Annotated in this window: 22 protein-coding genes; 8 read left to right on the forward strand and 14 right to left on the reverse strand. The window is 67.8% G+C overall.

The genetic code is table 11. From position 1 onward, the window contains the following. Window positions 1-95: 95 nt before the first annotated feature. The 4 genes from CFB34_RS09030 (at window position 96) to CFB34_RS09045 (ending at window position 4,022) form a co-directional block, all read left to right on the forward strand. Entirely contained in the window at window positions 96-1,145 is a 1,050-nt protein-coding gene (locus tag CFB34_RS09030) for a C45 family peptidase (RefSeq protein WP_089442814.1), read from the forward strand. Window positions 1,146-1,160: 15 nt separating this feature from the next. Continuing rightward, window positions 1,161-2,495 carry an aspartate aminotransferase family protein gene (locus CFB34_RS09035; protein WP_089442813.1) on the forward strand — a complete coding sequence of 445 codons (1,335 nt, stop codon included), beginning with the start codon at window positions 1,161-1,163 and terminating at the stop codon, window positions 2,493-2,495. A gap of 32 nt (window positions 2,496-2,527) precedes the next feature. Next, window positions 2,528-3,082 carry a carboxymuconolactone decarboxylase family protein gene (locus tag CFB34_RS09040; RefSeq protein WP_089442812.1) on the forward strand — a complete coding sequence of 185 codons (555 nt, stop codon included), beginning with the start codon at window positions 2,528-2,530 and terminating at the stop codon, window positions 3,080-3,082. Window positions 3,083-3,242: 160 nt separating this feature from the next. Beyond that, on the forward strand, window positions 3,243-4,022 hold the full coding sequence (locus CFB34_RS09045) for an extensin (protein ID WP_089442811.1): 780 nt from the start codon (window positions 3,243-3,245) through the stop codon (window positions 4,020-4,022). A gap of 95 nt (window positions 4,023-4,117) precedes the next feature. On the opposite strand, the gene ahpF is transcribed toward CFB34_RS09045, so the two are convergent. The 4 genes from ahpF to CFB34_RS09065 all read right to left on the reverse strand — a co-directional run bounded on the left by ahpF (window position 4,118) and on the right by CFB34_RS09065 (window position 7,912). After that, window positions 4,118-5,716 carry an alkyl hydroperoxide reductase subunit F gene (ahpF, locus tag CFB34_RS09050; RefSeq protein WP_089442810.1) on the reverse strand — a complete coding sequence of 533 codons (1,599 nt, stop codon included), beginning with the start codon at window positions 5,714-5,716 and terminating at the stop codon, window positions 4,118-4,120. 128 nt (window positions 5,717-5,844) lie between these two features. Continuing rightward, window positions 5,845-6,408 carry an alkyl hydroperoxide reductase subunit C gene (ahpC, locus tag CFB34_RS09055; protein ID WP_034179823.1) on the reverse strand — a complete coding sequence of 188 codons (564 nt, stop codon included), beginning with the start codon at window positions 6,406-6,408 and terminating at the stop codon, window positions 5,845-5,847. A gap of 269 nt (window positions 6,409-6,677) precedes the next feature. Then, on the reverse strand, window positions 6,678-6,887 hold the full coding sequence (locus tag CFB34_RS09060; RefSeq protein ID WP_089442809.1) for a ribbon-helix-helix protein, CopG family: 210 nt from the start codon (window positions 6,885-6,887) through the stop codon (window positions 6,678-6,680). A gap of 128 nt (window positions 6,888-7,015) precedes the next feature. Continuing rightward, window positions 7,016-7,912, reverse strand: a complete 897-nt coding sequence (locus CFB34_RS09065) for a LysR substrate-binding domain-containing protein (protein ID WP_089442808.1) — start codon at window positions 7,910-7,912, stop codon at window positions 7,016-7,018. A gap of 178 nt (window positions 7,913-8,090) precedes the next feature. Here CFB34_RS09065 and CFB34_RS09070 point away from each other — a divergent pair, with 178 nt between their 5' ends. The 3 genes from CFB34_RS09070 to CFB34_RS09080 all read left to right on the forward strand — a co-directional run bounded on the left by CFB34_RS09070 (window position 8,091) and on the right by CFB34_RS09080 (window position 11,104). Then, window positions 8,091-9,257 carry a branched-chain amino acid ABC transporter substrate-binding protein gene (locus CFB34_RS09070; protein ID WP_089442807.1) on the forward strand — a complete coding sequence of 389 codons (1,167 nt, stop codon included), beginning with the start codon at window positions 8,091-8,093 and terminating at the stop codon, window positions 9,255-9,257. Between the two features lie 64 nt (window positions 9,258-9,321). After that, window positions 9,322-9,846: an L-2-amino-thiazoline-4-carboxylic acid hydrolase gene (locus CFB34_RS09075; RefSeq protein ID WP_089442806.1), complete on the forward strand. Its 525-nt coding sequence runs from the start codon at window positions 9,322-9,324 to the stop codon at window positions 9,844-9,846. Beyond that, window positions 9,839-11,104, forward strand: a complete 1,266-nt coding sequence (locus tag CFB34_RS09080; RefSeq protein WP_089442805.1) for a Zn-dependent hydrolase — start codon at window positions 9,839-9,841, stop codon at window positions 11,102-11,104. The genes CFB34_RS09075 and CFB34_RS09080 overlap by 8 nt, the downstream gene beginning before the upstream one ends. 90 nt (window positions 11,105-11,194) lie before the next feature. Here the strand turns inward: CFB34_RS09080 and CFB34_RS09085 are convergent, their stop codons facing one another. The 8 genes from CFB34_RS09085 to pgaA all read right to left on the reverse strand — a co-directional run bounded on the left by CFB34_RS09085 (window position 11,195) and on the right by pgaA (window position 21,855). Then, window positions 11,195-11,674, reverse strand: coding sequence for a GNAT family N-acetyltransferase (locus CFB34_RS09085; RefSeq protein ID WP_089442804.1), 480 nt, complete (start codon window positions 11,672-11,674; stop codon window positions 11,195-11,197). 34 nt (window positions 11,675-11,708) lie between these two features. Next, a complete protein-coding gene (locus CFB34_RS09090) occupies window positions 11,709-12,542 on the reverse strand; it encodes a cytochrome c (RefSeq protein ID WP_089442803.1) in 834 nt (277 codons plus the stop codon). A gap of 388 nt (window positions 12,543-12,930) precedes the next feature. Next, complete coding sequence (locus tag CFB34_RS09095) at window positions 12,931-14,199, reverse strand: hypothetical protein (protein WP_089442802.1); 1,269 nt, start codon at window positions 14,197-14,199, stop codon at window positions 12,931-12,933. Further along, entirely contained in the window at window positions 14,196-16,019 is a 1,824-nt protein-coding gene (gene glmS, locus CFB34_RS09100) for a glutamine--fructose-6-phosphate transaminase (isomerizing) (protein WP_089442801.1), read from the reverse strand. Before glmS ends, CFB34_RS09095 begins: the two co-directional genes overlap by 4 nt. Window positions 16,020-16,137: 118 nt before the next feature. After that, entirely contained in the window at window positions 16,138-16,626 is a 489-nt protein-coding gene (locus CFB34_RS09105) for a Biofilm PGA synthesis auxiliary protein PgaD (RefSeq protein ID WP_089442800.1), read from the reverse strand. Then, window positions 16,604-17,875: a poly-beta-1,6-N-acetyl-D-glucosamine synthase gene (gene pgaC, locus CFB34_RS09110; RefSeq protein WP_089442799.1), complete on the reverse strand. Its 1,272-nt coding sequence runs from the start codon at window positions 17,873-17,875 to the stop codon at window positions 16,604-16,606. Before pgaC ends, CFB34_RS09105 begins: the two co-directional genes overlap by 23 nt. After that, a complete protein-coding gene (gene pgaB, locus CFB34_RS09115; RefSeq protein WP_089443355.1) occupies window positions 17,872-19,962 on the reverse strand; it encodes a poly-beta-1,6-N-acetyl-D-glucosamine N-deacetylase PgaB in 2,091 nt (696 codons plus the stop codon). Before pgaB ends, pgaC begins: the two co-directional genes overlap by 4 nt. A gap of 18 nt (window positions 19,963-19,980) precedes the next feature. Further along, entirely contained in the window at window positions 19,981-21,855 is a 1,875-nt protein-coding gene (pgaA, locus tag CFB34_RS09120; protein WP_242808585.1) for a poly-beta-1,6 N-acetyl-D-glucosamine export porin PgaA, read from the reverse strand. Here pgaA and CFB34_RS09125 point away from each other — a divergent pair. Then, the gene (locus CFB34_RS09125; protein ID WP_242808586.1) at window positions 21,848-22,828 is read left to right on the forward strand and encodes a hypothetical protein; all 981 of its coding nucleotides are present in this window, start codon (window positions 21,848-21,850) and stop codon (window positions 22,826-22,828) included. The two genes, pgaA and CFB34_RS09125, sit on opposite strands and share 8 nt — an antisense overlap. On the opposite strand, the gene CFB34_RS09130 is transcribed toward CFB34_RS09125, so the two are convergent. Both CFB34_RS09130 and CFB34_RS09135 read right to left on the reverse strand, forming a co-directional pair. Next, window positions 22,804-23,607: a hypothetical protein gene (locus CFB34_RS09130; protein ID WP_089442797.1), complete on the reverse strand. Its 804-nt coding sequence runs from the start codon at window positions 23,605-23,607 to the stop codon at window positions 22,804-22,806. The genes CFB34_RS09125 and CFB34_RS09130 overlap by 25 nt on opposite strands. A 62-nt stretch (window positions 23,608-23,669) precedes the next feature. After that, window positions 23,670-24,113 (reverse strand): hypothetical protein, encoded by a 444-nt coding sequence (locus tag CFB34_RS09135; RefSeq protein ID WP_089442796.1) that lies wholly within the window; start codon window positions 24,111-24,113, stop codon window positions 23,670-23,672. Between the last annotated feature and the right edge of the window lie 96 nt (window positions 24,114-24,209).

Below are 24,209 nucleotides of genomic sequence, written 5' to 3' on the forward strand. Positions count from 1 at the left end.
CGATCCCCTGGCAGTGGGTGCGCCGTCATCATTTGACGGGGCCCGCCAGCCGGGCGCACGGTCCACGCCACCGGGATTCGACCCTTTCACTCGACATGCCGCTTTCCCTTTCCCCCGTCATCGCCGGCGCACCGTTCGACATCGGCGTGCGCCTCGGCGAGCTTGCCCGCCCCGTATTCGATGAATACATGCAGCAGAGCAGCGCGTGGCAGGCCGTGCGCCGCTGGCGCGGCCATCCGTTCGTCGCCGCGCTGCGGCAGGCTGCGCTGGCCGCATATCCCGATCTCGTCGCGGAACTGGACGGGATCGCGGGGGGCGTCGGCTGGCCGGCCGAGGACATCTTCTTGTGGAACTGCCGCGGCGAGCTGATCCACAACGCGCCGGACGGCTGCACGACGCTTGCCGCGCGCGACGCGGCCGGCACGCGCTGGATCGCGCACAACGAGGACGGCGACCCGTACCTGCGCGAGCGCTGCCTGCTCGTCGACGTGCAGCCGGCGGGCAAGCCGGGCTTCATCAGCTTCTACTACCCCGGCTCGCTGCCGGGCCATACCTTTGCCGCGAACCGCGCGGGCATCGCGCAGGCGATCAACAACCTGCGGATCCGCATGCCGGCAGCGGGCGTGCCGCGCATGATCCTCGCGCGCGCCGTGCTCGATGCGACGTCGCTCGACGCGGCGGCCGACGTGCTGCGTGGCCATGCGCGTGCAAGCGGCTTTCATCACACGCTGGGCGCGACCGGCGATGGGCGGCTGCTGAGCATCGAGGCAAGCGTCGCGCGCTGTTCGGTGATCGACGTCACGCGGCTCGCGGGGCATGCGAACCATCTCGTGCATCCCGGCTGCGACGCGCAAGCGCAGATCGTCACGCAATCGTCGGCCGACCGCCAGCGCCGCGTCGACGCGCTGACGCCCGCCATCGACGCGATCGACGAAGCCGCGCTGCTGCGCGTGCTCGGCGATCGCGCACCGGAAGGGCTGCCGATCTACCGCGACGATCCGGCCGACCCCGACGACGAGAACACGCTGGCCACCGCCGTGTTCGCGATCGGCGCGGCGTCAATCGATTTCACTATTCACCAACACGGCACGCAGCGTTTCGCGACGCGCATCGTGCCGTCCGGGCGCGCGCACGACGCGTCCTGATCCATGAGGCAACGCATGACGACCGTTTTCCATCGCGCACCGCGCGCCACCTTGCCCGTTGCCGTTGCAGGCGATGGCATCGAGATCATCGATTCGACCGGCAAACGCTATATCGACGCATGCGGCGGCGCGGCCGTCTCGTGTCTCGGCCACAGCAACCCGCGCGTGATCGACGCGATCAAGCGGCAGGCGCAGCAACTGGCGTACGCGCATACGTCGTTCTTCACGACCGACGTGGCCGAAGAACTGGCCGACCGGCTCGTCGAAGCCGCGCCGGCCGGCCTCGAACACGTGTATTTCGTGTCGGGCGGTTCCGAGGCGGTCGAGGCCGCGCTGAAGCTCGCGCGCCAGTATTTCGTCGAGAAGGGCGAGCCGCAGCGCCGCCATTTCATCGCGCGGCGCCAGAGCTATCACGGCAACACGCTCGGCGCGCTCGCGATCGGCGGCAATGCGTGGCGGCGCGAGCCGTTCCTGCCGCTGCTGATCGAGGCCCACCACGTGAGCCCGTGCTATGCGTACCGCGACCAGCAGGCGGGCGAAACCGACGACGCGTATGCACAACGCCTCGCGGACGAACTCGAGCAGAAGATCGTCGAACTCGGCGCGGACAACGTCGCGGCGTTCGTCGCGGAGACGGTGGTGGGCGCAACGGCCGGCGCGGTGCCGCCGGTGCGCACGTATCTGAAGAAGATTCGCGCGGTGTGCGACAAGTACGGCGTGCTGCTGATCCTCGACGAGATCATGTCGGGGATGGGCCGCACGGGCTACCTGTACGCGTGCGATGAAGACGGCGTCGCGCCCGACCTGCTGACGATCGCGAAAGGGCTCGGCGCGGGCTACCAGCCGATCGGCGCGACGCTCGTCAGCGACCGCATCTACCGGACGATTGTCGACGGCTCGGGTTTCTTCCAGCATGGCCACACGTACCTCGGCCATGCGACCGCGTGCGCGGCCGCGCTCGAAGTGCAGCGCGTGATCGCCGAGGAGAAGCTGCTCGACAACGTGAAGGCGCGCGGCGAGCAACTGCGCGCGTCGTTGCGCGAGCATTACGGCGCGCATCCGCATGTCGGCGACGTGCGCGGCCGCGGGCTGTTCGTCGGCATCGAGCTCGTGCGCGATCGCGACAGCAAGGCGACGTTCGATCCGGCGCTGAAGCTGCATGCGGCGGTCAAGCGCGAAGCGATGCAGCGCGGCCTGATGGTGTATCCGATGGGCGGGACGATCGACGGCGTGCACGGCGATCACATCCTGGTCGCGCCGCCGTTCATTTGCACCGCGCAGCAGATCGATACGATCGTCGAGCGGCTGTCGGGCGCGATCGGCGCGGCGCTTGCGTCGGCCGGCGCGTGACCGCATTCATCGAACCTAGTCCGGACTTCGCCATGACCAACAGATTGCCTCCGTTCGATCCCGCCTCGGCCACCGATGAGCAGAAGGCCGTGCTGGCCGACATTCTCAGCGGCCCGCGCGGCAACCTGAACGGGCCGTTTCTCGGCTGGATCGCGAGCCCCGAGCTGGCGCAGCACGCGCAGAAGCTCGGCGCGTTCTGCCGCTATCGCACGGGCCTGCCGCTGCGCCTGTCGGAACTCGCGATTCTCGTGACGGCCGCGCGCTGGCGCTCGCAGGCCGAGTGGCACATCCACTATCCGATTGCACTCGACGCGGGCGTGCCGGCCGCGACGGCCGATGCGATCCGGCGCGGCGTCGCACCCGCATTCGAGTCGGACGACGATGCGCTGATCCATGCATTCGCGAGCGAACTCTACGACACGCGGCGCGTGAGCGACGCGACGTTCGCACGGGCGCAAGCGCGCTTCGGCCACGAAACCGTCGTCAATCTCGTTGCGTTGCTCGGCTACTACGCGCTCGTCGCGATGACGCTGAACACGTTCGGCATGCGCGCGCAAGGGCAGACCGAACTGCCGTTTCCGGAGTGATGCCCGCGCGTTGATCGTGCCGGAGCAGCGGAAGCGATACGTCTGACGAACGTGTTGCCGACCTGTTCCGGCACAATGCAACCAAATGTATTCGTGCGGGATCGACGGCCCATCGCCGCGTATGATGGCTTGTTCACGTCGATATGAGCGGTGAGCAAGCATGACGAGTACCCGCAAAACCTTGATGATCGCCGGTGGGCTCCTGGTAGCCGCCGCCGGCACTGCCTACGTGATGCTCCTGCGTGCGGATCACCGCGCGATCGAGGATGCCGGCATCGGCGATTCGGCCGCGCCCGTTGCCGCGGCGCCCGCGGGCAACGATCACGCGGTGCAGGGCACCATCGCGCCGCCGGCCCCGGCCGCCGCGATCGCGCCAAAACAGGCGGCTGTCGCGCCGCCGCCACCCGCACCGGCGCCTGCTCCGCCGGCCGAAACCGCGCGCGTCAGTGCAGCGCCGGCCGTGCCGGTCGTCAGCGATAAACCACAGCCGGTGACGAAGCCGAGCGCGCCGCCGCCGAAGGTCAACGTCGTGACCGTCGATGCGCAGGATTCGACCCCATCCGCACCGGCGCCAGCCGCCAAATCGGTACAGCAGGCCGCACCGGCTCCGGCGCCCGGGCAGGTCACGCAACGCGCGGCGCGCAAGCGCGACGGCCTCGAACGCCACGCCTCCGCCGCACCCTCCGCAACGAAATCCGAAACGCCGGAGACGGCCGCGCTCGTCAGGGAATCGGCGAAACTCGACCCGTCGTTGCCGCCGCCGTCGATGTCGTCGATGCCGGCGATGTCATCGGGCAGCGGTTCAACCCGGCAGGGCAGTTCGTCGTCGGGTGCGAATCCGGTTGCCGCCGCGATGACCGAGCAACTGGTCAGGCAGTCGAGCAGTTTCAAGTCGACGGCGCCTGCGCCCGCGGACGGCGGCCCGACCGCGACCAAGTAACCGCGAACGCCTTCGGCATAAAAAGGACCCCGCATGCCGACCAAAGCATGCGGGGCCAAGAGAGACAAACTGTTGTGCCGACGGGCTGACGCGCGTTACGCGGCGACGGCTTCCTCGGCCTGCGGCTGCGCGGCGGCAGCCGGCGCAACGTCCTGGCGGATCAGGTGGTCGAACGCGCCGAGCGATGCCTTCGCGCCTTCGCCCACGGCGATCACGATCTGCTTGAACGGCACCGTCGTCACGTCGCCGGCCGCGAACACGCCCGCTACCGACGTCGCGCCGCGCGCATCGACGACGATCTCGCCGTGCTTCGACAGTTCGACCGTGCCTTTCAGCCATTCGGTGTTCGGCACGAGGCCGATCTGCACGAACACGCCTTCCAGATCGATACGCTGCGTGTCGCCCGAGCGCAGATCCTTGTAGACGAGCCCGTTCAGCTTGCTGCCGTCGCCGGTCAGCTCGGTCGTTTGCGCCTGCGTGACGATCGTCACGTTCGGCAGGCTGCGCAGCTTGCGCTGCAGCACTTCGTCCGCGCGCAGTTGTGCGCCGTATTCGATCAGCGTGACTTCCTTCACGATGCCGGCGAGGTCGATCGCGGCCTCGACGCCCGAGTTGCCGCCGCCGACCACCGCGACGCGCTTGCCCTTGAACAGCGGGCCGTCGCAGTGCGGGCAGTACGCGACACCGCGGTTGCGGTATTCGCGCTCGCCCGGCACGTTGATTTCGCGCCAGCGCGCGCCGGTCGCGAGGACGATCGTCTTCGCCTTCAGCACCGCGCCGTTCGCGAGGCGGATCTGGTGCACGTCGCCCGGAATCAGCGCATCGGCGCGCTGCACGTCCATGATGTCGACGTCGTACTGCTTCACGTGCTGTTCGAGCGCGGTCGCGAACTTCGGCCCTTCGGTTTCCTGCACCGACACGAAATTCTCGATCGCCATCGTGTCGAGCACCTGGCCGCCGAAACGCTCGGCGACGACGCCCGTCGCAATGCCCTTGCGCGCCGAGTAGATCGCAGCCGCCGCGCCCGCCGGGCCGCCGCCGACGATCAGCGTATCGAACACCGGCTTGTTTTCGAGCGACTTCGCGGCACGTGCGCTGGCGCCCGTATCGAGTTTCGCGAGGATTTCCTTCACGCTGCTGCGGCCCTGGCCGAACGAGGCGCCGTTCAGAAACATCGTCGGCACGGCCATGATCTGGCGCGACTCGACTTCACCCTGGAACAGCGCGCCGTCGATCGCGACGTGACGGATGCGCGGGTTGATCAGCGACATCACGTTCAGCGCCTGCACGACTTCCGGGCAGTTCTGGCACGACAGCGAGAAATACGTCTCGAACGCGTAGTCGTCGTCGAGCGCGCGGATCTGTTCGATCACGTCGTCGTCGAGCTTGATCGGATGGCCGCCCGTCTGCAGCAGCGCGAGCACGAGCGACGTGAATTCATGGCCCATCGGGATGCCGGCGAAGCGGATGCCGGCCGGCTTGCCGGGCTCGCCGATCGAGAACGACGGCTTGCGCTCGGCGTCGTCGCGGCGTTCGGTCACGGTCACGCGATCCGTCAGCGACGCAATCTCGTTCAGCAGCGCCAGCAGTTCCTGCGATTTCGCGCTGTCGTCGAGCGAGGCGACGAGTTCGATCGGGCGCGTGATCTTTTCGAGGTACGCTTTGAGTTGATTCTTGAGATTGGCGTCGAGCATGGCGTTTCGGATTCCGTATTAATGATTCTGGTCGGGCACGTCGTGCCGGAGGAGGGCGCGGGCCGCATGCCGCGGCGGCCCGACATCGGGAGGCTCGCGCGCCTCGTGCGAGGCGCGCGGCGCGATCGTCAGATCTTGCCGATCAGGTCGAGCGACGGGGTCAGCGTTTCCGCACCCGGCGTCCACTTGGCCGGGCACACTTCACCCGGGTGCGCCGCGATGTATTGCGCCGCCTGCACCTTGCGCAGCAGTTCGCCTGCGTCACGGCCGATGCCGTTGTCGTGGATTTCGCACAGCTTGATCTCGCCTTCCGGGTTGATCACGAACGTGCCGCGCAGGGCCATCCCTTCTTCCTCGATCAGCACGTCGAAGTTGCGCGACAGCGTGAGCGTCGGGTCGCCGATCATCGGGTACTTGATCTTGCCGATCGTGTCCGACGTGTCGTGCCACGCCTTGTGCGTGAAGTGCGTGTCGGTCGACACGCCGTAGATTTCGACACCCAGCTTCTGGAATTCCGCGTAACGGTCGGCGAGGTCGCCCAGCTCGGTCGGGCAGACGAACGTGAAGTCGGCCGGGTAGAACACGACGACGGACCACTTGCCCTTGAAGTTCTCTTCCGAGACGGGCACGAATTCGCCGTTGTGGTAAGCGGTGGCCTTGAACGGCTTGATTTGGGTGTTGATGATCGGCATCTGGACAATTCCTTTTCGTCAGGGGTGAGTGGAGTGTTGCCAGTATCCGGGTTCACCCTGACCTTGTGAAATTGCTTGTTTCAATCCGGGGCATCAGGAATTTCTATCTGCTTCCGGCCCTTGATTGGCGGGGGGCGGGGCAGGTCATTGACGCGCGGGTGGGTGGACGAGCGGTAACCGGGCGGAGATGCGGCGAGCGGGAATGCGCAGAAAGTCAAAAGCCGCGGTGGGTCGGCTCCAGGCGGCACCGAAGGTCGTCAGGGGCGCGTTCACCACTCCGAGCGCAAGTCTTCCTGGGTGACGGCATTGCACCCCTTCCAGAGGCCGAACACATTGTCAGCAAGTGTCCGGTTCCGTAGCGCGATGTAGGCGTCGATCGCGTCCCGGACGACCTCGGCTGAGGATCTGTTCTGGTGCGTGGCGATGCGGGTCAACGCGGCATGCTGGTCATCCGATAGATCGACTGGAATCCTGTTCATTTCAACCTCCGTGACGGGACACGACCATCGTGGCGATCCGGTCGGCCAAGTGCAAGTGCGCGGCACGTCCGATGCGAATGCGGCTTCCCGATTCGGCCGGTTGCCGGAGCGGCGTCTTCGTGCTCCGCTCAAATCCCCGCCATCTTCCTCAGCCACGCCGCCAGCCGCCTGGCCCCGTCCGGCATGTCCGCGTCCTCGCGGGTGCACAGGTAGTAATCGCGCCCGTCGTCGAGCGCGTGATCGAACAGCTTCACGAGCTCGCCATTCGCCAGCTCGCGCTCGACCAGCGGCGCGCGCAGCAAGGCCGCGCCGAGATCCGCGCGCGCGGCGCTCAGCGTGAGCTGGCCGTCCTCGAACATCGGCCCCACCGCATGCGACACATGCTTGACGCCCGCGCCCTGCAGCCAGTTGACCCACGTGCTGCGATCCTCGTCGTGCACGAGCGGCGCGCGCGCGAGATCGGCCGGTGTGCGGAACGGCCCGTGGCGCTTCAGGAACGACGGGCTGCACATCGGCACCATCGCGCCCGGCAGCAGCCGTTCGCAGCGGTAGCCGGGCCAGTCGCCGGTGCCGAAGCGGATCGACAGGTCCGATGCGTCGCTGCGGTAGTTGCGGTGATGCGCGTACAGCACGGTCACGTCGACGTCCGTGTTGTCGGCCAGGAACGCGTGCAGCCGCGGAATGAACCAGCCGATGCCGAGCAGCGGAATCAGGCTGACGGTGATCTGCCGTAGCGACGAGCGGTCGCGCACGAAGCGCGTCGCGCTGCGCAGCACCGAGAACGCGGCGCTGATCGAGCGGTAGTAGTCGCGGCCTTCGTCCGTGAGCGCGAGCAGCCGGCCCTCGCGCACGGTCAGCGGCGTCTGGATGAACGCTTCGAGCAGTTGCAGCTGATGGCTGACCGCCGAAGGCGTGATGTCGAGTTCGCCCGCCGCCGCGGTGACCGACCCGAGACGCGCGAAAGCTTCGAACGCACGCACCGCGCGCAGCGGCGGATCGTGCGGCAATTGTTCGATATTTTTCATGTATCGAATTTTATCGAAAAGTCAGGGTAAGCGACAACACAAAAATATCCCGTGTTTACAGCGGGGTGCGTTAATGTGTCGGGAACGGCATAAGCATCCAACAATTGGATATTTGGGGTTTGGGTGCTGAATATTTAATATTTTTCATGTTTTGATTCGACTCATCGATCCCCCACACATGAAAATCGCCTTTCTCCCCGCCAGCCTCGCATTCTCGGCGGCCGCCCTGGTCGCCTCCGTTCCCGCGTTCGCGCAATCCGCGCCGCAGACCGTACTGATCGGTCTCGCTGCGCCGCTCACCGGCCCGTCCGCGCGGATCGGCAAGGATCTGCAGAACGGCGCGCAACTCGCGATCGACGACGCGAACGCGAAGCATCCGACCATCGGCGGCAAGCCGGTCGTCTACAAGCTCGTCGCGGCCGATGATCAATCCGATCCGCGCACGGCCGTCGCGGTTGCGCAGCAGCTCGTCGACCAGCACGTGATCGGCGTCGTCGGCCACTGGAACACGGGCTGCAGCGTGCCGGCGTCGCGGGTCTACCGCGATGCGGGCATCCCGGAGATCGCGCCGGCGTCCACCGGCCATCAATACACGCAGCAGGGCTACGCGACGGCCTTCCGCATCATGGGCCACGACGATGCGGGCGGCAATTTCACCGGCGCGTATGCGGTGAAGACGCTGAAGGCGAAGCGCATCGCGGTGATCGACGATCGCACGTCGTTCGGCTCGGGCCTGGCCGACCAGTTCATCAAGGGCGTGCAGGCGAACGGCGGAACGATTGTCGATCGCCAGTACGTGAACGACAAGACGACCGACTTCAGCGGCGTGCTGACCGCGATCAAGGGCAAGCGCGCGGATCTCGTGTTCTTCGGCGGCCTCGACGCGCAGGCCGCGCCGATCTCGCGCCGGATGCGTCAGCTCGGCGTGAACGCGCCGCTGCTCGGCGCGGGCGGCTTCGTGAGCCAGACCTTCCTGTCGCTGGCCGGCAAGGACGGCGAAGGCGTGACCGCGCTCGAACCGGGCCTGCCGCTCGACAGGATGCCGGGCGGCAAGGCGTTCGACACGCAATACCAGACGCGCTTCCGCGCGCCGATCGAACTGCATGCGCCGTTCGCGTACGACGCGGCCGCCACGCTGATCGCGGCCGCGCAGAAGGCCGGTACGACGCAGCCGGCGAAACTGGTCGCGGCGGTGCGTGCGATCGACCGGCCCGGCGTGACGGGGCGGATTGCGTTCGACAAGGAAGGCAACCTGAAGGACCCGGCTTTCACGATCTACCAGGTGCGCGGCGGCAAGTGGGCCGTCGTCGACGTGCTCGGCGGCTCGCGTACCGCGACCAAGTAAACGACCCGGCGCGACCCATCGCGACGCAGCACGACACAGCAATAAGACAACCAAGACGATCCCCATGACCGAAGCGACCCAGACATCCGCCGCCGCACCCGAGGACACGCGCCTCGGGATCCTCGCGCGGCGCCGCATCGAAGCGGAAATCATCAAGCCGATCTACGAGATCATGAAGCGCGAGTTCGGCGCCGAGCGCGCGCAGGCCGTGATCGCGGAAGCCGTGCGCGGCGCGGCAGTGGACGCCGGCCGCACGTTCGCCGCGCAGGAACCTGGCGGCACGAGCGTGAAGTCGTTCATCGCGCTGCAGGTGCTGTGGGAGAAGGACGATGCGCTCGACGTCGAGGTGCGCCGCGCGGACGACGCCCATTACGACTACGACGTGCATCGCTGCAGCTACGCGGAGATGTATCACGCGATGGGGCTCGGCGAGATCGGGCACCTGTTGAGCTGCGCGCGCGACAGCTATTTCATCCAGGGCTATGCGCCGGACATCGCGCTCACGCGGACGAGCACGATCATGCAGGGCGGCAAGCGCTGCGATTTCCGTTACGCGCTGCAGGCCGCGCCGGAGAACGGCGATGCGTGACGACACCACGATTGCCGAAAGCGTGAGCGCGCCGCGCGTCGACGGCGCCCGCCTGTGGGCGTCGCTCGACCGGATGGCGCAGATCGGCGCGACGCCGAAGGGCGGCGTCTGCCGCCTCGCGCTGACCGATCTCGATCGCGAGTCGCGCGACCTGTTCGTCCAATGGGCGCAAGACGCCGGCTGCACGGTGCGCGTGGACCGGATGGGCAACGTGTTCGCGCGCCGCGCGGGGCGCAACCCCGACGCCGCGCCGGTCATGACCGGCTCGCACGCCGATTCGCAGCCGACGGGCGGCCGCTACGACGGCATCTACGGCGTGCTCGGCGGGCTCGAGGTCGTGCGCGCGCTGAACGACGCGGGCATCGAGACCGAGCGCCCGATCGACGTCGTGATCTGGACCAACGAGGAAGGCTCGCGCTTCGCGCCGGCGATGGTGTCGGCCGGCGTGTTCTCGGGCGTCTATACGCTCGAATACGGGCTGTCGCGCACCGATGGCGCAGGCAGGACGATCGGCGAGGAACTGGCGCGGATCGGCTACGCGGGTGCCGAGCCCGTCGGCGGCTATCCGGTGCATGCGGCGTACGAGCTGCATATCGAACAGGGCGCGATTCTCGAACGGGCCGGCAAGACGATCGGCGTCGTGACGGCCGGGCAGGGGCAGCGCTGGTACGAGGTGACGCTCACCGGTGTCGACGCGCATGCGGGCACGACGCCGATGGAATTCCGCCGCGATGCGCTCGTTGGCGCCGCACGGATGATCTCGTTCGTCGAAGTGCTCGGCCGCCGTTACGCGCCGTACGCGCGGGCGACCGTCGGGATGATCGAGGCGCGGCCGAACTCGCGGAATACCGTGCCGGGCGGCTGCTTCTTCACGGTCGAATTCCGTCATCCCGATGACGCGGTGCTCGACGAGCTCGACGCGGCGCTGCGCGCGGAACTCGCACGGGTGGCCGACGAAACGGGCCTCGGTGCGCAGATCGAGCAGATCTTCACGTATGCGCCGATTCCGTTCGCACCGCGCTGCATCGACACGGTGCGTGAGGCGGCGCAGGCGCTCGGGCTGTCGCACATGGATATCGTGTCCGGCGCCGGTCATGACGCGTGCTATGTCGCGCGCGTCGCGCCGACGGGGATGATCTTCGTCCCGTGCGTCGACGGGCTGAGCCACAACGAAGCCGAAGCGATTACGCCCGAGTGGGCGGCGGCGGGCGCCGACGTGCTGTTGCGTGCGGTGCTGCGGAGCGCGCAGGAAAGCTGAACCGGAGTGTGACGGTAGTGGTCCGGCGGGAGCATCTGCGCCAGGCTACGCGGGTCAATGCCTGACGATGCGAACGCGCGGGTTGCGTCGTCAGGCGCCCGGCGAATGCCGATCGATGTATCGCCGCATCACATGGAACGCGAGATCGGTGCGCTCCGGAATCGTGATCGTTGCGTCATCGGCTGCGAAGCCGAGTTTTTCATAGAACCGGTACGCGGATTCGCGTGCCGTACACCACACGAGTGCGGCCCCGTGTGCTTCCGCGTGCCGTACGCAGACCTGCACCAGCACACGCCCGAAGCCCATGCCACGGACGGCAGGATGGACGGCCATCCCGCGAAGCCGCCACGCCGGTCGCGCGGGATCGTCTTCGCGCACCTCCTCGCAGATCGACGCAACGGCGACGATGCCCGACGAATCACGTACGCCGACGTGCAGCGTCGTCGGCGCATGGTCGCCGGCCAGGTCGCACGCGTTCAGATCGTCGTTCAGCAGGATCATTGCGCGGAGCGGGTGCGTCTGCGCGGCATCGATCGGTGCGATGGTGAACAGCGTGTCGCCTGACGTCATCAATCTTCCTCGAGTCATTCGATTCAGCCGGGCGTTACTGAGCGGCCTTGCGCCGCGCCATATAAGCGAGATACGCGACGATCTGGTCGAGCTCGCGGTCGCTCAGCTGGTCGGGCGGAAACGCCGGCATGCTGCGGCCCGGCCAGTCGCGCACCGACGCCGGGTTGCGGATATAGCGGCGCAGCGCGGCCGGCTGGAAGTAGTCGACCGGGTTCATCGGCGTGTTCAGGTCGGGGCCGGCATGGCTGCTGCCCGCGCCGTCGAGGCGGTGGCACGCGAGGCATTGCGTGACGAACAGGCGCTGGCCCGCGCGAGCCGGATCGTTCGCGGGCAGCGCGGCATCGACGGCGAGCGACGGCCAGCGCGCGAGCGGCGACGACTCGATCGTGATGCGCACGATCTGGTACGGCCACTGCTCGCCGCGCACCGACGACGCGTCCGGCCCGAGCCAGACCAGGTAGAACGGCCCGGCGCTGACCTGTTTGCCGGGCAGCTTCGGCCATGGATGCGCCGGATCCTCGATCGCGAGCCACGGGATGGCGCCGGCCTGCGGGCGGCGGCGCACGAGATCCAGCGGCAGTTGCGCGGCGAAGCCGTCGGCGGCACGGGTTTCGAGCACGCTGTCGGCCGGCAGCGTGTCGCCGAGCAGCGCGGCGAACGGCACCGCGCGGAACGTCATCGGCCGGCCGTACGCGATGTCGCGCGGCACGTGGATGTCGGCGGCATCGGGGCGCGCGAGCAGCGTCTGCCGGGTGAGGGCGCGGGCCGTGCCGTCGGTCTCGAGTTCGAGCGCGGACTGGGCCGACGCGCGTTGTCCGATCAGGCAAACCGTCAGCAGCAAAAGCGAAAACCACCGGCGCTTCAGCATTCGTTCTCCGGGAAAGGGCGTTCCGGCGGCGACCGGAGTGGCTGGCCGCGGCCGATGGAAGGAATCGGGCGACAGTCTATCCGGTACGCGCGGCGCTGGCGACTGCGGCGCGGGGATGGGGGCGGTGGTCATGATCAGGCCGTCCGGCGGCAGCGCGGTTGGCGGCCGGCCCGCGAGAGGGGGGCGGCACTGCGGGGCGGGGTTTGAGCACGAAGGAGCGGAAGAGGCGGAAGAGGCGGAAGAGGCGGAAGAGGCGGAAGAGGCGGAAGAGGCGGAAGAGGCGGAAGAGGCGGAAGAGGCGGAAGAGGCGGAAGAGGCGGGCAAGCCGGGGCGAGAGCATGCGGGCCCGCCGCACTCATTGCGAGCCGGCCCGTTACCCAGCCCGCCGTCAATGACTAGAACAAGGCACTTCGTTCTTCGGCAACGGCGTTTCGTGCGCCGGGTCGAAATCGGCTTCGCGCGTGCCCGACGGCGTCAGCGACACGAAATGCATCGCGGTGCCGCTTCCCGGGAAGCCGGCGATACCGGTCAACCCCCACGGAATCGGCGACCGCTGCACGCCGCTCACTGAAATGTTCGCCGGCCCGAGCGCCAGCGTCAGCAGCCGCCCGTCGCGGATCGGTACGTACGCATGCGAGCCGGACACCCCGATACCGGATTCGCGCACCGACGCCGGCAGGCAGTCGAGCGTCGCCGTGCGGCGACCATCCGGCGCGATCAACATCGCGACGCCGCGATCGTCCGCCGTCGTCGTGACGACGATGAAGCGGTCGATCTCCGGCACGTAAGCCGACGAATACACGTAGTACTGGATCGCGTCGTTCAGCGTCCCCAGCTTGTCCAGCTTCGCCGTGACCGGGTCGAACATCGCGTATTCGAGCGCGGCGTCCGTGCTGCCCTCGATGTATTTCTGCCAGACGAGCAGCGCGGTGTGCGGCGAGCCCGCGACGACGGGCCACCACTCGCGGCGGTGCGGCACGACCGCGACATGGTTCAGCACGCGCCCGGCGGCGTCATAGGTTTTCACGTACACGCCGTTGCCGGTGCCGAGGTTGTCGACGCCGCCGCCGTCGACCCAGTCCGCCGAATAGAACACGACGAAGCGGTCGGCCGCCGTGGCGACATGCCCCGAGTGGCCGCCCGATTCGACGTCGTTCGGGTAGGGCTTGATCGGCTTCAGGTCGCGGCGGTAGACGCCGTAGCGCTGGCTGACTTCCTGCGGCGCATTCCAGCCGTCCTCGAACGTGACGAAGATGTCGCCGCGCGCGTTCTGCGCGATCGACACGGGCTCCTGCGCCTCGGGGCGGCCGATGAACGTGCGGACGTGCAGCAGGTTCGGCTTGCCGGGCAGCCATTCGCCGACGTACACGTCATGCGGCCAGCTGCCGCCGCGCATCGCGCCGCGCGGCACGATTCCCGAGCTGCTGAAGAACACCCAGCGCTTGCCGTTGCCGGCGTCGGCCACGCCGATGCCGTGCATGAAGCTGCGCGGATCGACGGCCGGGCGAGATGAAGGCGCGCCCTGCACGGTGACCGTATGCACGGCCGGCGTGGCGGCGAAGGCGGGCGGCATCGCCGTGACGATGCCGCATGCGCCGCACAGCGCGGCCGCGACGCACTGCGCGACCGCCTGTGCCGGGCGCGTTCGTCCCTTCATTCGACGGTCACCGATTTCGCGAGGTTGCGCGGCTTGTCGACGTCGGCGCCGCGCGCGCAGCCGACGTGATAGGCAAGCAGCTGCAGCGGAATCACGTTGACGATCGGCGACAGCACGTCTCCCGATTCGCGCACGCGGATCAGGTGCGTGTCGCGGTCGGCGTCGATCCCGAGCTGGTCGCCGGCCAGCACGTAGAGCCGTCCGCCGCGCGCGCGTACCTCGGCCATGTTGGATTTCAGCTTATGGAACAGGCGGTCGTCCGGCGCGATCGTGACGACCGGCATCGCGCTCGTGACGAGCGCGAGCGGGCCGTGCTTCAGTTCGCCGGCCGCATAGCCTTCCGCGTGGATGTACGACACCTCCTTGAGCTTCAGCGCCCCTTCCATCGCGATCGGGAAATGAATGCCGCGCCCGAGGAACAGCGCGTTCTCGGTGCGCGCGAACTTCGTCGCCCAGCCCATGATCTGCGTTTCGAGCGCGAGTGCGTGGCCGATGCGCTCGGGCAGCGCATGCAGCTGCTTCAGGTGCAGCGCGACCTGCTTTGCGTCGAGCCGGCCGCGCAGCTGCGCGAGCGTCAGCGTCAGCACGAACAGCGCGACGAGCTGCGTGGTGAACGCCTTGGTCGACGCGACGCCGAGCTCGATGCCGGCCCGCGTCAGGAACCGCAGCGGCGCGTTGCGCGCGATCGTGCTGGTCGCCACGTTGCAGATCGCCATCGACAGTGCCTGGCCCATGTCGCGCGCCTGCTCGATCGCGCCGATCGTGTCGGCCGTCTCGCCCGATTGCGAAATGCCGACGACGAGCGTGCGCGGATCTGGCACCGTCTCGCGGTAGCGGAATTCGCTGGCGATCTCGACCTGGGCGGGCACGCCCGCGATGGCCTCCAGCCAGTACTTCGCGGTCAGCCCCGCGTAGTAGCTGGTGCCGCAGCCGAGCAGCAGCACGTTCCTCACTCGCGACAGCAGCGCGCGCGTGTCGTCGGTCGCGTCGAACAACGCCGGCGAAATCGTGTCGATGCCGTCGAGCGTGCTGGCGATCGCCTTCGGCTGCTCGAAGATCTCCTTCTGCATGAAATGCTGGTACGGGCCGAGCGCGGCGTCGCCTTCGCGCGCCTTCACCTGGCAGAGCGGGCGCTGGGCCTCGTGCCCGCCCGAGTCGACCACGGCGATCCGGTCCGGCGTGATCAGCGCGACGTCGCCGTCTTCCAGGTAGACGAAGCGGTCGGTCAGGTCGCCGAGCGCCGCGCAGTCCGACGCGAGGTAGTTCTGTTCGGCGCCGATGCCGATCACGAGCGGCGAGCCGGCGCGCGCGGCGACGAGGCGCTGCGGCTCCTTCGCGCTCAGCACCGCGATCGCGTACGCGCCGTGCAGCCGCTTGACGGCACGCACGACCGCGTCGAACAGGTCGTCGCGATAGAGGCTGTGGATCAGGTGCGCGATCACCTCGGTGTCGGTCTGGCCGCGAAACGTATAGCCGCGCTCCCGCAGCTCCACGCGCAGCGCGTCGTGGTTCTCGATGATGCCGTTGTGCACGACCGCGATCGTGTCGCCCGACATGATCGGATGCGCGTTCATTTCGGACGGTGCGCCGTGGGTCGCCCAGCGCGTGTGCGCGATGCAGGTTTGCGCTTCGAGGCCCAGCGTCAGCACGCGGGCCTGCAGGTCGGTCACGCGCCGCAACGTGCGTTCGCTGCGCAGGCGGCCGTCGTCCTGTACGGCAATGCCGCACGAATCGTAGCCGCGATATTCGAGCCTGCTCAGCGCATTGACCAGTTGCGGCACCTGATTGTTCAGGCCGCTTGCTCCGACGATTCCGCACATGATTCACCTCGTCCACAAAAGGTTGCCGGGCTGCCGGCAACGTGCGGCAGCACGGTATCTGGAGCGGCGCCGCGCCGCACGAATGACGTCCCGTGCGCAGCGGCGCGTCTCCGCTGACCTACTCGCGGGGCTGCGGCCCCGCATGGGCTACCCATTCGATGTCGGAAATCGAGCCGTTCGCGTCGTGCGACGCGACGAGAATGCGCGTCGTGCGTCGCGCGCCGCGCCGGCGGGCGCTTGCCAGCACGGTTGGCGGCACCGAGCGCACCTTCGCGCTGGCCGAGCGCCGCAGCATCTTCGACACGCGCAGCCGGTAGGCCAGCGGATGCACGACGCGTCCGGCGATCAGCCACATGACGATGGTGCCCGCGATGAGCGCGATGCTGGTCGCGTAGAACACCATCTGCTCGATCGGCATCTCGGCCGGATTGAACGGCAGCAGGTAGCGGTACGTGTAGATGCAGATCGAGGCCCACACGGCGCCCACCAGCGCCGGCCGCAGGAGCCGGAACCAGATGGTCAGCACGGACCCGACGACGCGGCCGCGCTCGGCGATCAGTTCGCGCGGTGCGCGCAGGGAAAGGTCAATAATCGGTGCGTTCTTCATGTTGAATGCCTCGGTCGGGGCTGACCCATACGGCCCGCTTGCCGCGGCCCCGCAGCACGATGGCCGGCAGGGCGACGACGGTGGTGATCATGCTGATCAGCCAGAAGGCGACGGGATACCAGATGGTGTCCAGGAAATACATCAGGAGTTTTTCGTCGTAACGACGATCGATCATGCTGCCGATGATCAGTTGCAGGATGCAGGTGGCGACCAGCAGCATGCCGTGCCAGTGCGGCACGACCGATACATGCCAGTCTTGCGGCAGCGGGTACACGACATTGATGAGCGCGAGCAGCAGGATGAACGTCATCGAGTACGCCCACGCGATGCCGATCAGGTACTCGGCGAACAGCGGCCACATCATCATCTGCGTCGGCCGCGCGAGCGTGCCCGCGTACTTCATCAGCACCTGGATGCCGCCCTTCGCCCAGCGTAGCCGCTGCCGGTACAGGCCCTTCACCGTCTCGGGCATCAGGATCCAGCTCAGCGCGTGCGGCTCGTACACGACGCGCCAGTCGCGGCACTGCAGCTTCCAGCTGATGTCGATGTCCTCGGTCAGCATGTCCGAGCTCCAGTAGCCGACGTCGGCGAGCGCGGTCTTGCGGAACATCGTGATCACGCCGGATACCGTGAAGATGCGGCCGTACACCTGCTGCGTGCGCTTGATCAGCCCGACGATCGACGAGAATTCGCCGACCTGCATGCGGCCGAGCAGCGACGTGCGCGTGCGGATGCGCGGGTTGCCGGTCACGGCGCCGACGCCCGGATCGGTCAGGAAATGCTCGAGCATCCAGCCGATCGCGTCGTGCGCGAGCAGCGCATCGCCGTCGATGCAGAGCAGGTATTCCGCGTTCGACACGGCCGCCGCGGTCGTGAGCCCGACCGCCTTGCCTTCGTTGCGCGCGTGATGGATCACGAGCAGCCGCGGGATCTCGACGGCCAGCTCGTTGAGGATCTCGCCGGTGCGATCCTGGCTGCCGTCGTTGACCGCGATGATGTCGTAGTTCGGATACTGCATCCGGTCCAGGTGGCTGATCACGCTGCGCGCGTTCGCGGCTTCGTTGAAGCAGGGCACGACGATCGAGATCTTCGGAATGCCGCTCGACGCGATCGTCCGCGTGGACAGCTCGCGGCCTTCCTCGAGCAGGAAGTAGTGCACGACGCCGCCGATCATCCACAGGTACGACATGAAGAACGGGTAGTAGAAGACGAAATCCTGCAGGCGCTGGATGATGCTGTGGGTGGTCATGGCGTCTTCGTCCCCTGCGTATGTTGTTGCATCAGCGCGTTGATCGAGGTCGGGTCGAGGCGCGACTTCAGCGACATCACGTCGCGCATCGCGTCGAGTTCCGGCTGCCCGTTCAGGAAGTTGTCCGGGTAGTAGCCGAAATTCACCGCGCCTTCGCTGCGCAGCCGCCGCATCTGCGCGAGCAGCGTGCTGGCCGGCACCGGCTTCTGGGCGTGCCAGTCGTACGACTGCAGTTCGAACACGGTGCGCTGCAGCCCGCGCTGCTTCGCGTGCACGGCTTTCACGAGCTGGTCCAGCCAGCCTTCGGGATCCTTCGCCTGCTCCATGTACGGCATCGCCATCAGTGCGACGTAGTCGTAGCTGGCGAGGAAATCGTCGTAGTTCTGCGCGTACCACGCTTCCGATTCGGGCTTGAGTACCGGCATCGCGAAGATGTTGCGCGCGGTCAGCACGTCGCCCACGTTCTGATGGGCCAGCACGATCTGCTCCAGCTGCCTGGTCAGGTCGATCAGGTAGCGCGACTTCTGCCGGGTCCAGCGCTTCAGCAGGTCGGGGTTCTCGCGGATCTTGCCGACATCGGCCGGCAGCCCCCACTGCGAATAGATGCGCAGCGCGTGCCGGCCCGCATCCTCGTAGTCGTCGAGCACCGCGTCGTCACTGAACAGGATGCCGCTGAAGGACGCGTGCTTGCTGAGATCCTCGTAGACCTGCTGGATCATCAGCCGCGCATCCGGGTCGAACGGGCTCAGCCGGAACGTGCGCGTGCCGTTCTCGCGGGCCGGCGCGCCGCCGTAGGCGCTCACGGCCTCGAGCCCGCGCAGCTTGTCGGCCGGCGGCCGGAACGCGAGCACCGGCATCCACGCGTACACCTGCACGTTGGCGCGCGTGTTGAGCTGCCACGCGGCACGCGAGAACAGGTCGGCGCGCATCGGCAGGTGCCGGTTCGGGAAATACACGGATTCGGCCACGCCCGTGCCTTTCGGGTCCGCATACGCCTGCAGGTACACCGATTTGGGCTGCATCCGGTAGATGCGTTCGATCAGCTTGCCGAGATTCGCTTCCTGCCGCGCGGGGTCCGGATCGTAGACCTGGTCGAGATCGACCTGCACGGTGCGCTCGGGCACGTCGACGTCGCCGCGGTTCGACGCCGGCTCGCGCATCGAGCGCTCGAACCCGCCGATGTCGACGTCGTACATCATCAGGATCCGCCGCAACCGGTCCAGTGGCACGTCCGGCGTATTCGGGCCGGCATCGAGACTGAACTGGATGTCCATCCCGAGCGACGTCGAGATCCGGCGTACCGGCTGGTTTTCCGCGCCGTATGGCCACACCATCGACCGTGCGACGATGCCGGTGCGTTCGCGGATCTGCCGCACGCAAGTCTGCAGGTCGTTGTGCACGCGCGCTTCGAATTCGGCGTCGGTTTCATAGCGCTTCTGGTCTTGCAGATAGAGATGCGACGTGGTCGCCGGCAATTCGTTGCCCTGCGGATTCGCGACCGCGCCGTGATGGAGGTTGTGGGTGTGGCAACCGAGCTCGACGAACTCCGACTGGCCGAGTTTCTTCACCTCGTCCCACGACAGGAAATAGTCGCGCGGCACCTGGACCTTGTCGCTGATGCGGATCGGCGTATCGGGCGGGGTGTCGATCCACGCGGTGACGAGGCCCATCACCGCCGGATACTTGAAGCGCTCGAGCAGCGGCAGCACTTTCGTGTAATGGCTGCGAAAGCCGTCGTCGAACGTGAGCAGCACCGAGCGCGGCGGCAGCGGCTTGCCGCCGTGCCGCGATTCCTCGATCTGCTTGACCGTGATGGTGTGGTAGTTGTTGGTCTGCAGCCACGAGAAGATGGCGGTCAGCGTGCCGGTATCGACCGCGAACGCGTCGACCATCGCCGTACCGGAGTTGAACGTCGCCATCAGGTTGTCGCGCACGTCATGCATGCAGATCACGCGAAACGTCTTGCCGTCGGCCGGATCGGACGGCGGAAGCAGGTCGATCATCCTGGCGCTGGTCACGCCCGGAAACAGCGAACAGGCGGCAAATGCGCCCATGCATCCGCACATGAAGGTCCGTCTGGATTGCAGCATGGCTCGATCTCCTTGCTAGAACGGCAGGTTGACCGACATGAAGCCGGTTTCGGAGCGTTCGCGCTGGCCGTCGTACGCGTGGCTGCTGACCTCCACGCCATAGCTCAGCGTGATGTCGTGCTTGAAGGTCCACGCGTGCTCGAGGCGCGCGCTCCACAGGGCGCTGGTGCCGAAGCCGCGCTCGTTGTACATGCCGCCGGACACCGAGACGCGCTGCTGCAGCCCCATGTCGCCCTTCTTCCACAGCGTCAGCTGGTGCATGACGGTGGCCGCGGCCGCGTAGTCGCGGCCCGGGCTGAAGTAGGGCGCGTTCGTGCGCGTGTTGCTGTCGGTGCCGAGATCCAGCGAGACGTTGACCTGCTGGGTGGCGGTCGTGTACACGCGCTGCGTGGCGGTCGCCGAGATCTCCTGGTGGAAGTTCGAATCGCTGTAGCGACTCACCCCGTAGCTCAGCTTGACCTCGCGACGGTCGTTCTGGCGATACACCACCGACACGTTCGCCGAGCGGCCCCAGATGTGCGCGGCGTACGCCTTCCACGGCAGCGAGTTGTCGTTGGAATCGAGTCCGCCGCTGACGGTCCAGTAGTCGTTCAGCGCATACGCGATCGATCCGCGGCCGCCCGTGCGTCCGTCCCCGCCGAGCGAGCGCGTGACTTCGCCCTGCACGGTGAGCGGCCCGTGCCGGTAGTCGCCGCCGATGCCCGTGCGCGTGCGGCTGACGCTGCCGCCGTCGGTTTGCGCATGGCCGTAGAACGTGTGCGCGAAGACCCGCCAGTTGTCGCCGAACGGTTGCGAATAGAGGTAGCTGTCCGACGTGAAGCTGTTGTCGGCCAGTGCGCTGTTGCCGTGCTCGAAGCTCAGGTCGGTGGTGAACACCGGGCTGCGGTACGCGTTGTAGTCGCGCTTGAAGCCCCGCACGGCGCCGCTGTCGGGGAACGTGTTGTCCAGCGTCTGGTCGACGTACTTCGCGGTCGCGTAGTCGTCGGCCGTGAGCGACGCGCGGCCGAGGCCCGCGAGCATCTCGACGCTGTCGGGGTGGTCGGTCAGCGACGCGCGATACATCGCGATCGCCTGGCGCGGATGCGCCTGGCCCGACACCGCGTCGGCGTGCGCGGCGCGAACCTCCGCGTTGAACGGCACCTCCTTCTCGAGTTCTTCGAGTGCGGCGATCCCTTCATCGGGGTGACCCGTGAAGACCAGGTATTGCGCACGCAGCCGGTAGTAGCGCAGATAGTCGCTTTCTCCCGGACCGACGTTGGTCACCTGCTTGGCCGGCGGCAGCGACGCGCCCATGTCGTCGAGCGCCTGCTTTGCGTCCGCCGCGCGTCCCTGGTCGACGTACGACCAGAACAGCCCTTCGCGCAGTTCGATCGGACGCGTGCGCTCGCCGTACTGGAAGCCGCGGGTCGCGCGATCCGTCGGCGACGCGGTGGCCTGCTTCAGCGCGCGCTGGTACACGGCATTGGCCTTGCCCGGTTCGCTCAGGTACAGGTAGGCGTCGCCCACGGCCGCCAGCGCGTCGATCGAGATTTCCGCGTTGGACGGAATCGTCTCGAACGTCGCGACGGCCTGCTTCATGTCGCCGCGTGCCGCAAGGGCGACCGTCCGGTCGCCCGCGAGCGCCGTCCTGACCGGCGTGTACTCGGGCGTGGTCGGCATCCGCTTGTCGAGGTCGTCTGCCGCGCGCAGCGCGTTGTCGATCCCGTCGAAGCGGTCGGCACTGGTCATCGAGCGCGACTTGTCGCGGCCGCCGCGCACCTGCTGGCGAATCGACAGTTCTTCCAGTTGCGCGATGTCGACGGCGGAGAACGCATCGGGGCGGGCCTTCGCTTCATCGAGCGCCTTGACCGCGCCGCCGCTCGCCGCGAGGCCGAACACGTCGTTGCGCACGGTCTCGACGTCGGCGGTACGCAGATTCGGCGCCTGGGCATTCGGCGTCTCGACGTCGGGCCCCTGCGATCGCTGGGTCGGCTCGCCGGGCAGCTGGGCGCCGGGCGTCTGCGCGTTCGGCGCCGGGGACGATGGCGGCGGCGCGCCAGGCATCTGGGGAACGGGCGCGGGCGAATTCGGCATCGGGGTGCCGGATACTTGCGCGGTTTGCATCGGCGCGAGCGGCGGCGTGGCGGGTGTGGCTTGTTCGCGCTTCGGCGGGGTGGCCGAAGGCGGCGCGAGCGGCGCCGGCGAAGGGGAGGCGGACGTGTCGGACATCGTCGAGGCGGCAGACGTCGTCGCTTCGGGCGGGCGGGCGTTCTCGGCCTGCGCAAGCAGTATCGGCGCTGTCGATGTGTGCGCGACCGGTGCCGGCGTATTCGCCGTATTCGCCGCATGCGCCGACTCCGTCGATCGCGCATCCGGTGCCGCGGCGCTCGATTGCGGCGCCTCCGGTTCCACTACGACCGTGGTCGGCAGGGTCGGCGGCTGCGGGTTCGACGCCTGCGCGATCTGCATCGACGCATCCGAAGCCTGCGCGATCGGCGTCGGCGCATGGGGGGGCGGCGGAACCTCGGCCTGGGCAATCTGGATCGACACGACCGTCGGCTGCGCACCGCGCGGCACCGCATCCGGGGCGCCGTGGGTCCCGGCGAATTCATTGACGCGGCCCGCTTCCGGATCGCCGTCGGCGGCGAAGCAGGGGCCGGACGCGACGAGCAGCAACACCAGCGGCGCATGCTGGAGGAGCCGTCGGCTGGACGGAGCGACGGTGGTGCATTGTTGTTTCCGATTGTTGTCCACGAGGTGTCCTCCTGTTGAAACGATCACGTCGGTGGCCCGCGTGACGACGCATGTCGTCGCACGTCGCGCGGCCGGGCTGCGAGCGCCCGGCGATGCGGACCCGACTTACAGCCGGTTGCGGATCGCCTGACCGAGCAACGCTCGCGATTCGCTGTTCCTGGGGTCGATCGCGAGCGCCCGGCTCGCGTTGTGTTCCACACAGTCCCATTCGTCGATCACCGCGCACGAGCGGGCCTTCGCCAGCGCACGCGCGCTTTCCAGCTCCGCATGCGTGATGCTGGCCGTCTGCATGCGCAGGGTGTCGGTGCCATACGGTCGGGGCTTGGGCGCGAAATCCATGCGCCTGCTCGTGCCGGCCAGCGCTTCGGCACGCTGCGCACGGTGCGCGGCCCCGTGCCGCGTGGCGGCGCGACCGTAGGCCGATGCCGCATGCGTACCGGCCGCGAGCGTCACGGGCGGCGCATGCGCCGACTGCCGCTGTTTCGCGACGGCGTGGGGGGCGGACTGTGGCGCGGTGTCCGGTTTGACCGCGAGGGTGACGGGCGGCACGGTGGAGACCTCGGGCGCACCCGAAGTCGACGCGATTTGCGGCAGCGGCGCGGGCGGTGAGGCCTGCGCGTGTGTCGGGGCTGGCCCGGGCTCGGCCGATGTGCCGGACGTACCGGTTGCGGTTGCCCTCGACGCAAGCGTCATGATCGCGTTGCGGGTCTTCCCGACGGCGGTGCCGATCGCGCCGGCAATGTCGTGCGTCACGCTCGCATGGCCAACCGTCGTGTCCCGTTCGGCGTACGCGAAGATGCCGAAGATCGCGGCGAATGCGGCGAAGCTGAGCGCCGCGTTCTTTCCGGGACCCCAGGAGGGTTTCGGCTGGTGGGCGGGCGAGCCGTCCTGTCGTTCTGCACGCGTCATTCATGTCTCCTCGGTTCGATACGGTGTGATGCAAGACGTGATGGGGTGCGCTCAGATGGCGCTCACCATTTCAACTGCGTGGTCAGCGCACCGGTTTCGACGATCGCGAACTGGGTCGCGCCCTGATAGGTGCCTTCGACCCGGTAGCTCGCATCGGGCACGCTGAACAGGCAACGCGACCCTGCGGCATTGAATTCGACGAGCACGCGGCCATGTCGCCGCAGGCGCACCTGGACGTTGGAGAGCGGCTGCCCCGTCTTGGCCGAAGCAAACGACACACCCAGGTTGTACGGCCGGCCGTCGGGCGGCAGCGGCGCGGTACCGTCGATCCGCGCATCGCCGCAGATATACGAAATGACGTAGCGATCCCCACCCGGGCCGGATGCAGGAGCGGGCGCGGATGCGGGTGGCTGGGACGCGAGCGTCTGGGCCATTGCATTCATGCAGAGCGTGCAGATGAAGACGCCCAGCAAAGGGCGAGCATGCTGTCGAAACGAGGAAGACATCGCAACCTCCCGTCCGGAATGAATGGCGAGCATTTATTCCGAGTCAGATTTGCCAACGTTCTTTTTGCGACACGCTATTGATACACGATGGCTTTT

Source organism: Burkholderia sp. HI4860 (genome assembly GCF_002223045.2).
GTDB lineage: Bacteria > Pseudomonadota > Gammaproteobacteria > Burkholderiales > Burkholderiaceae > Burkholderia.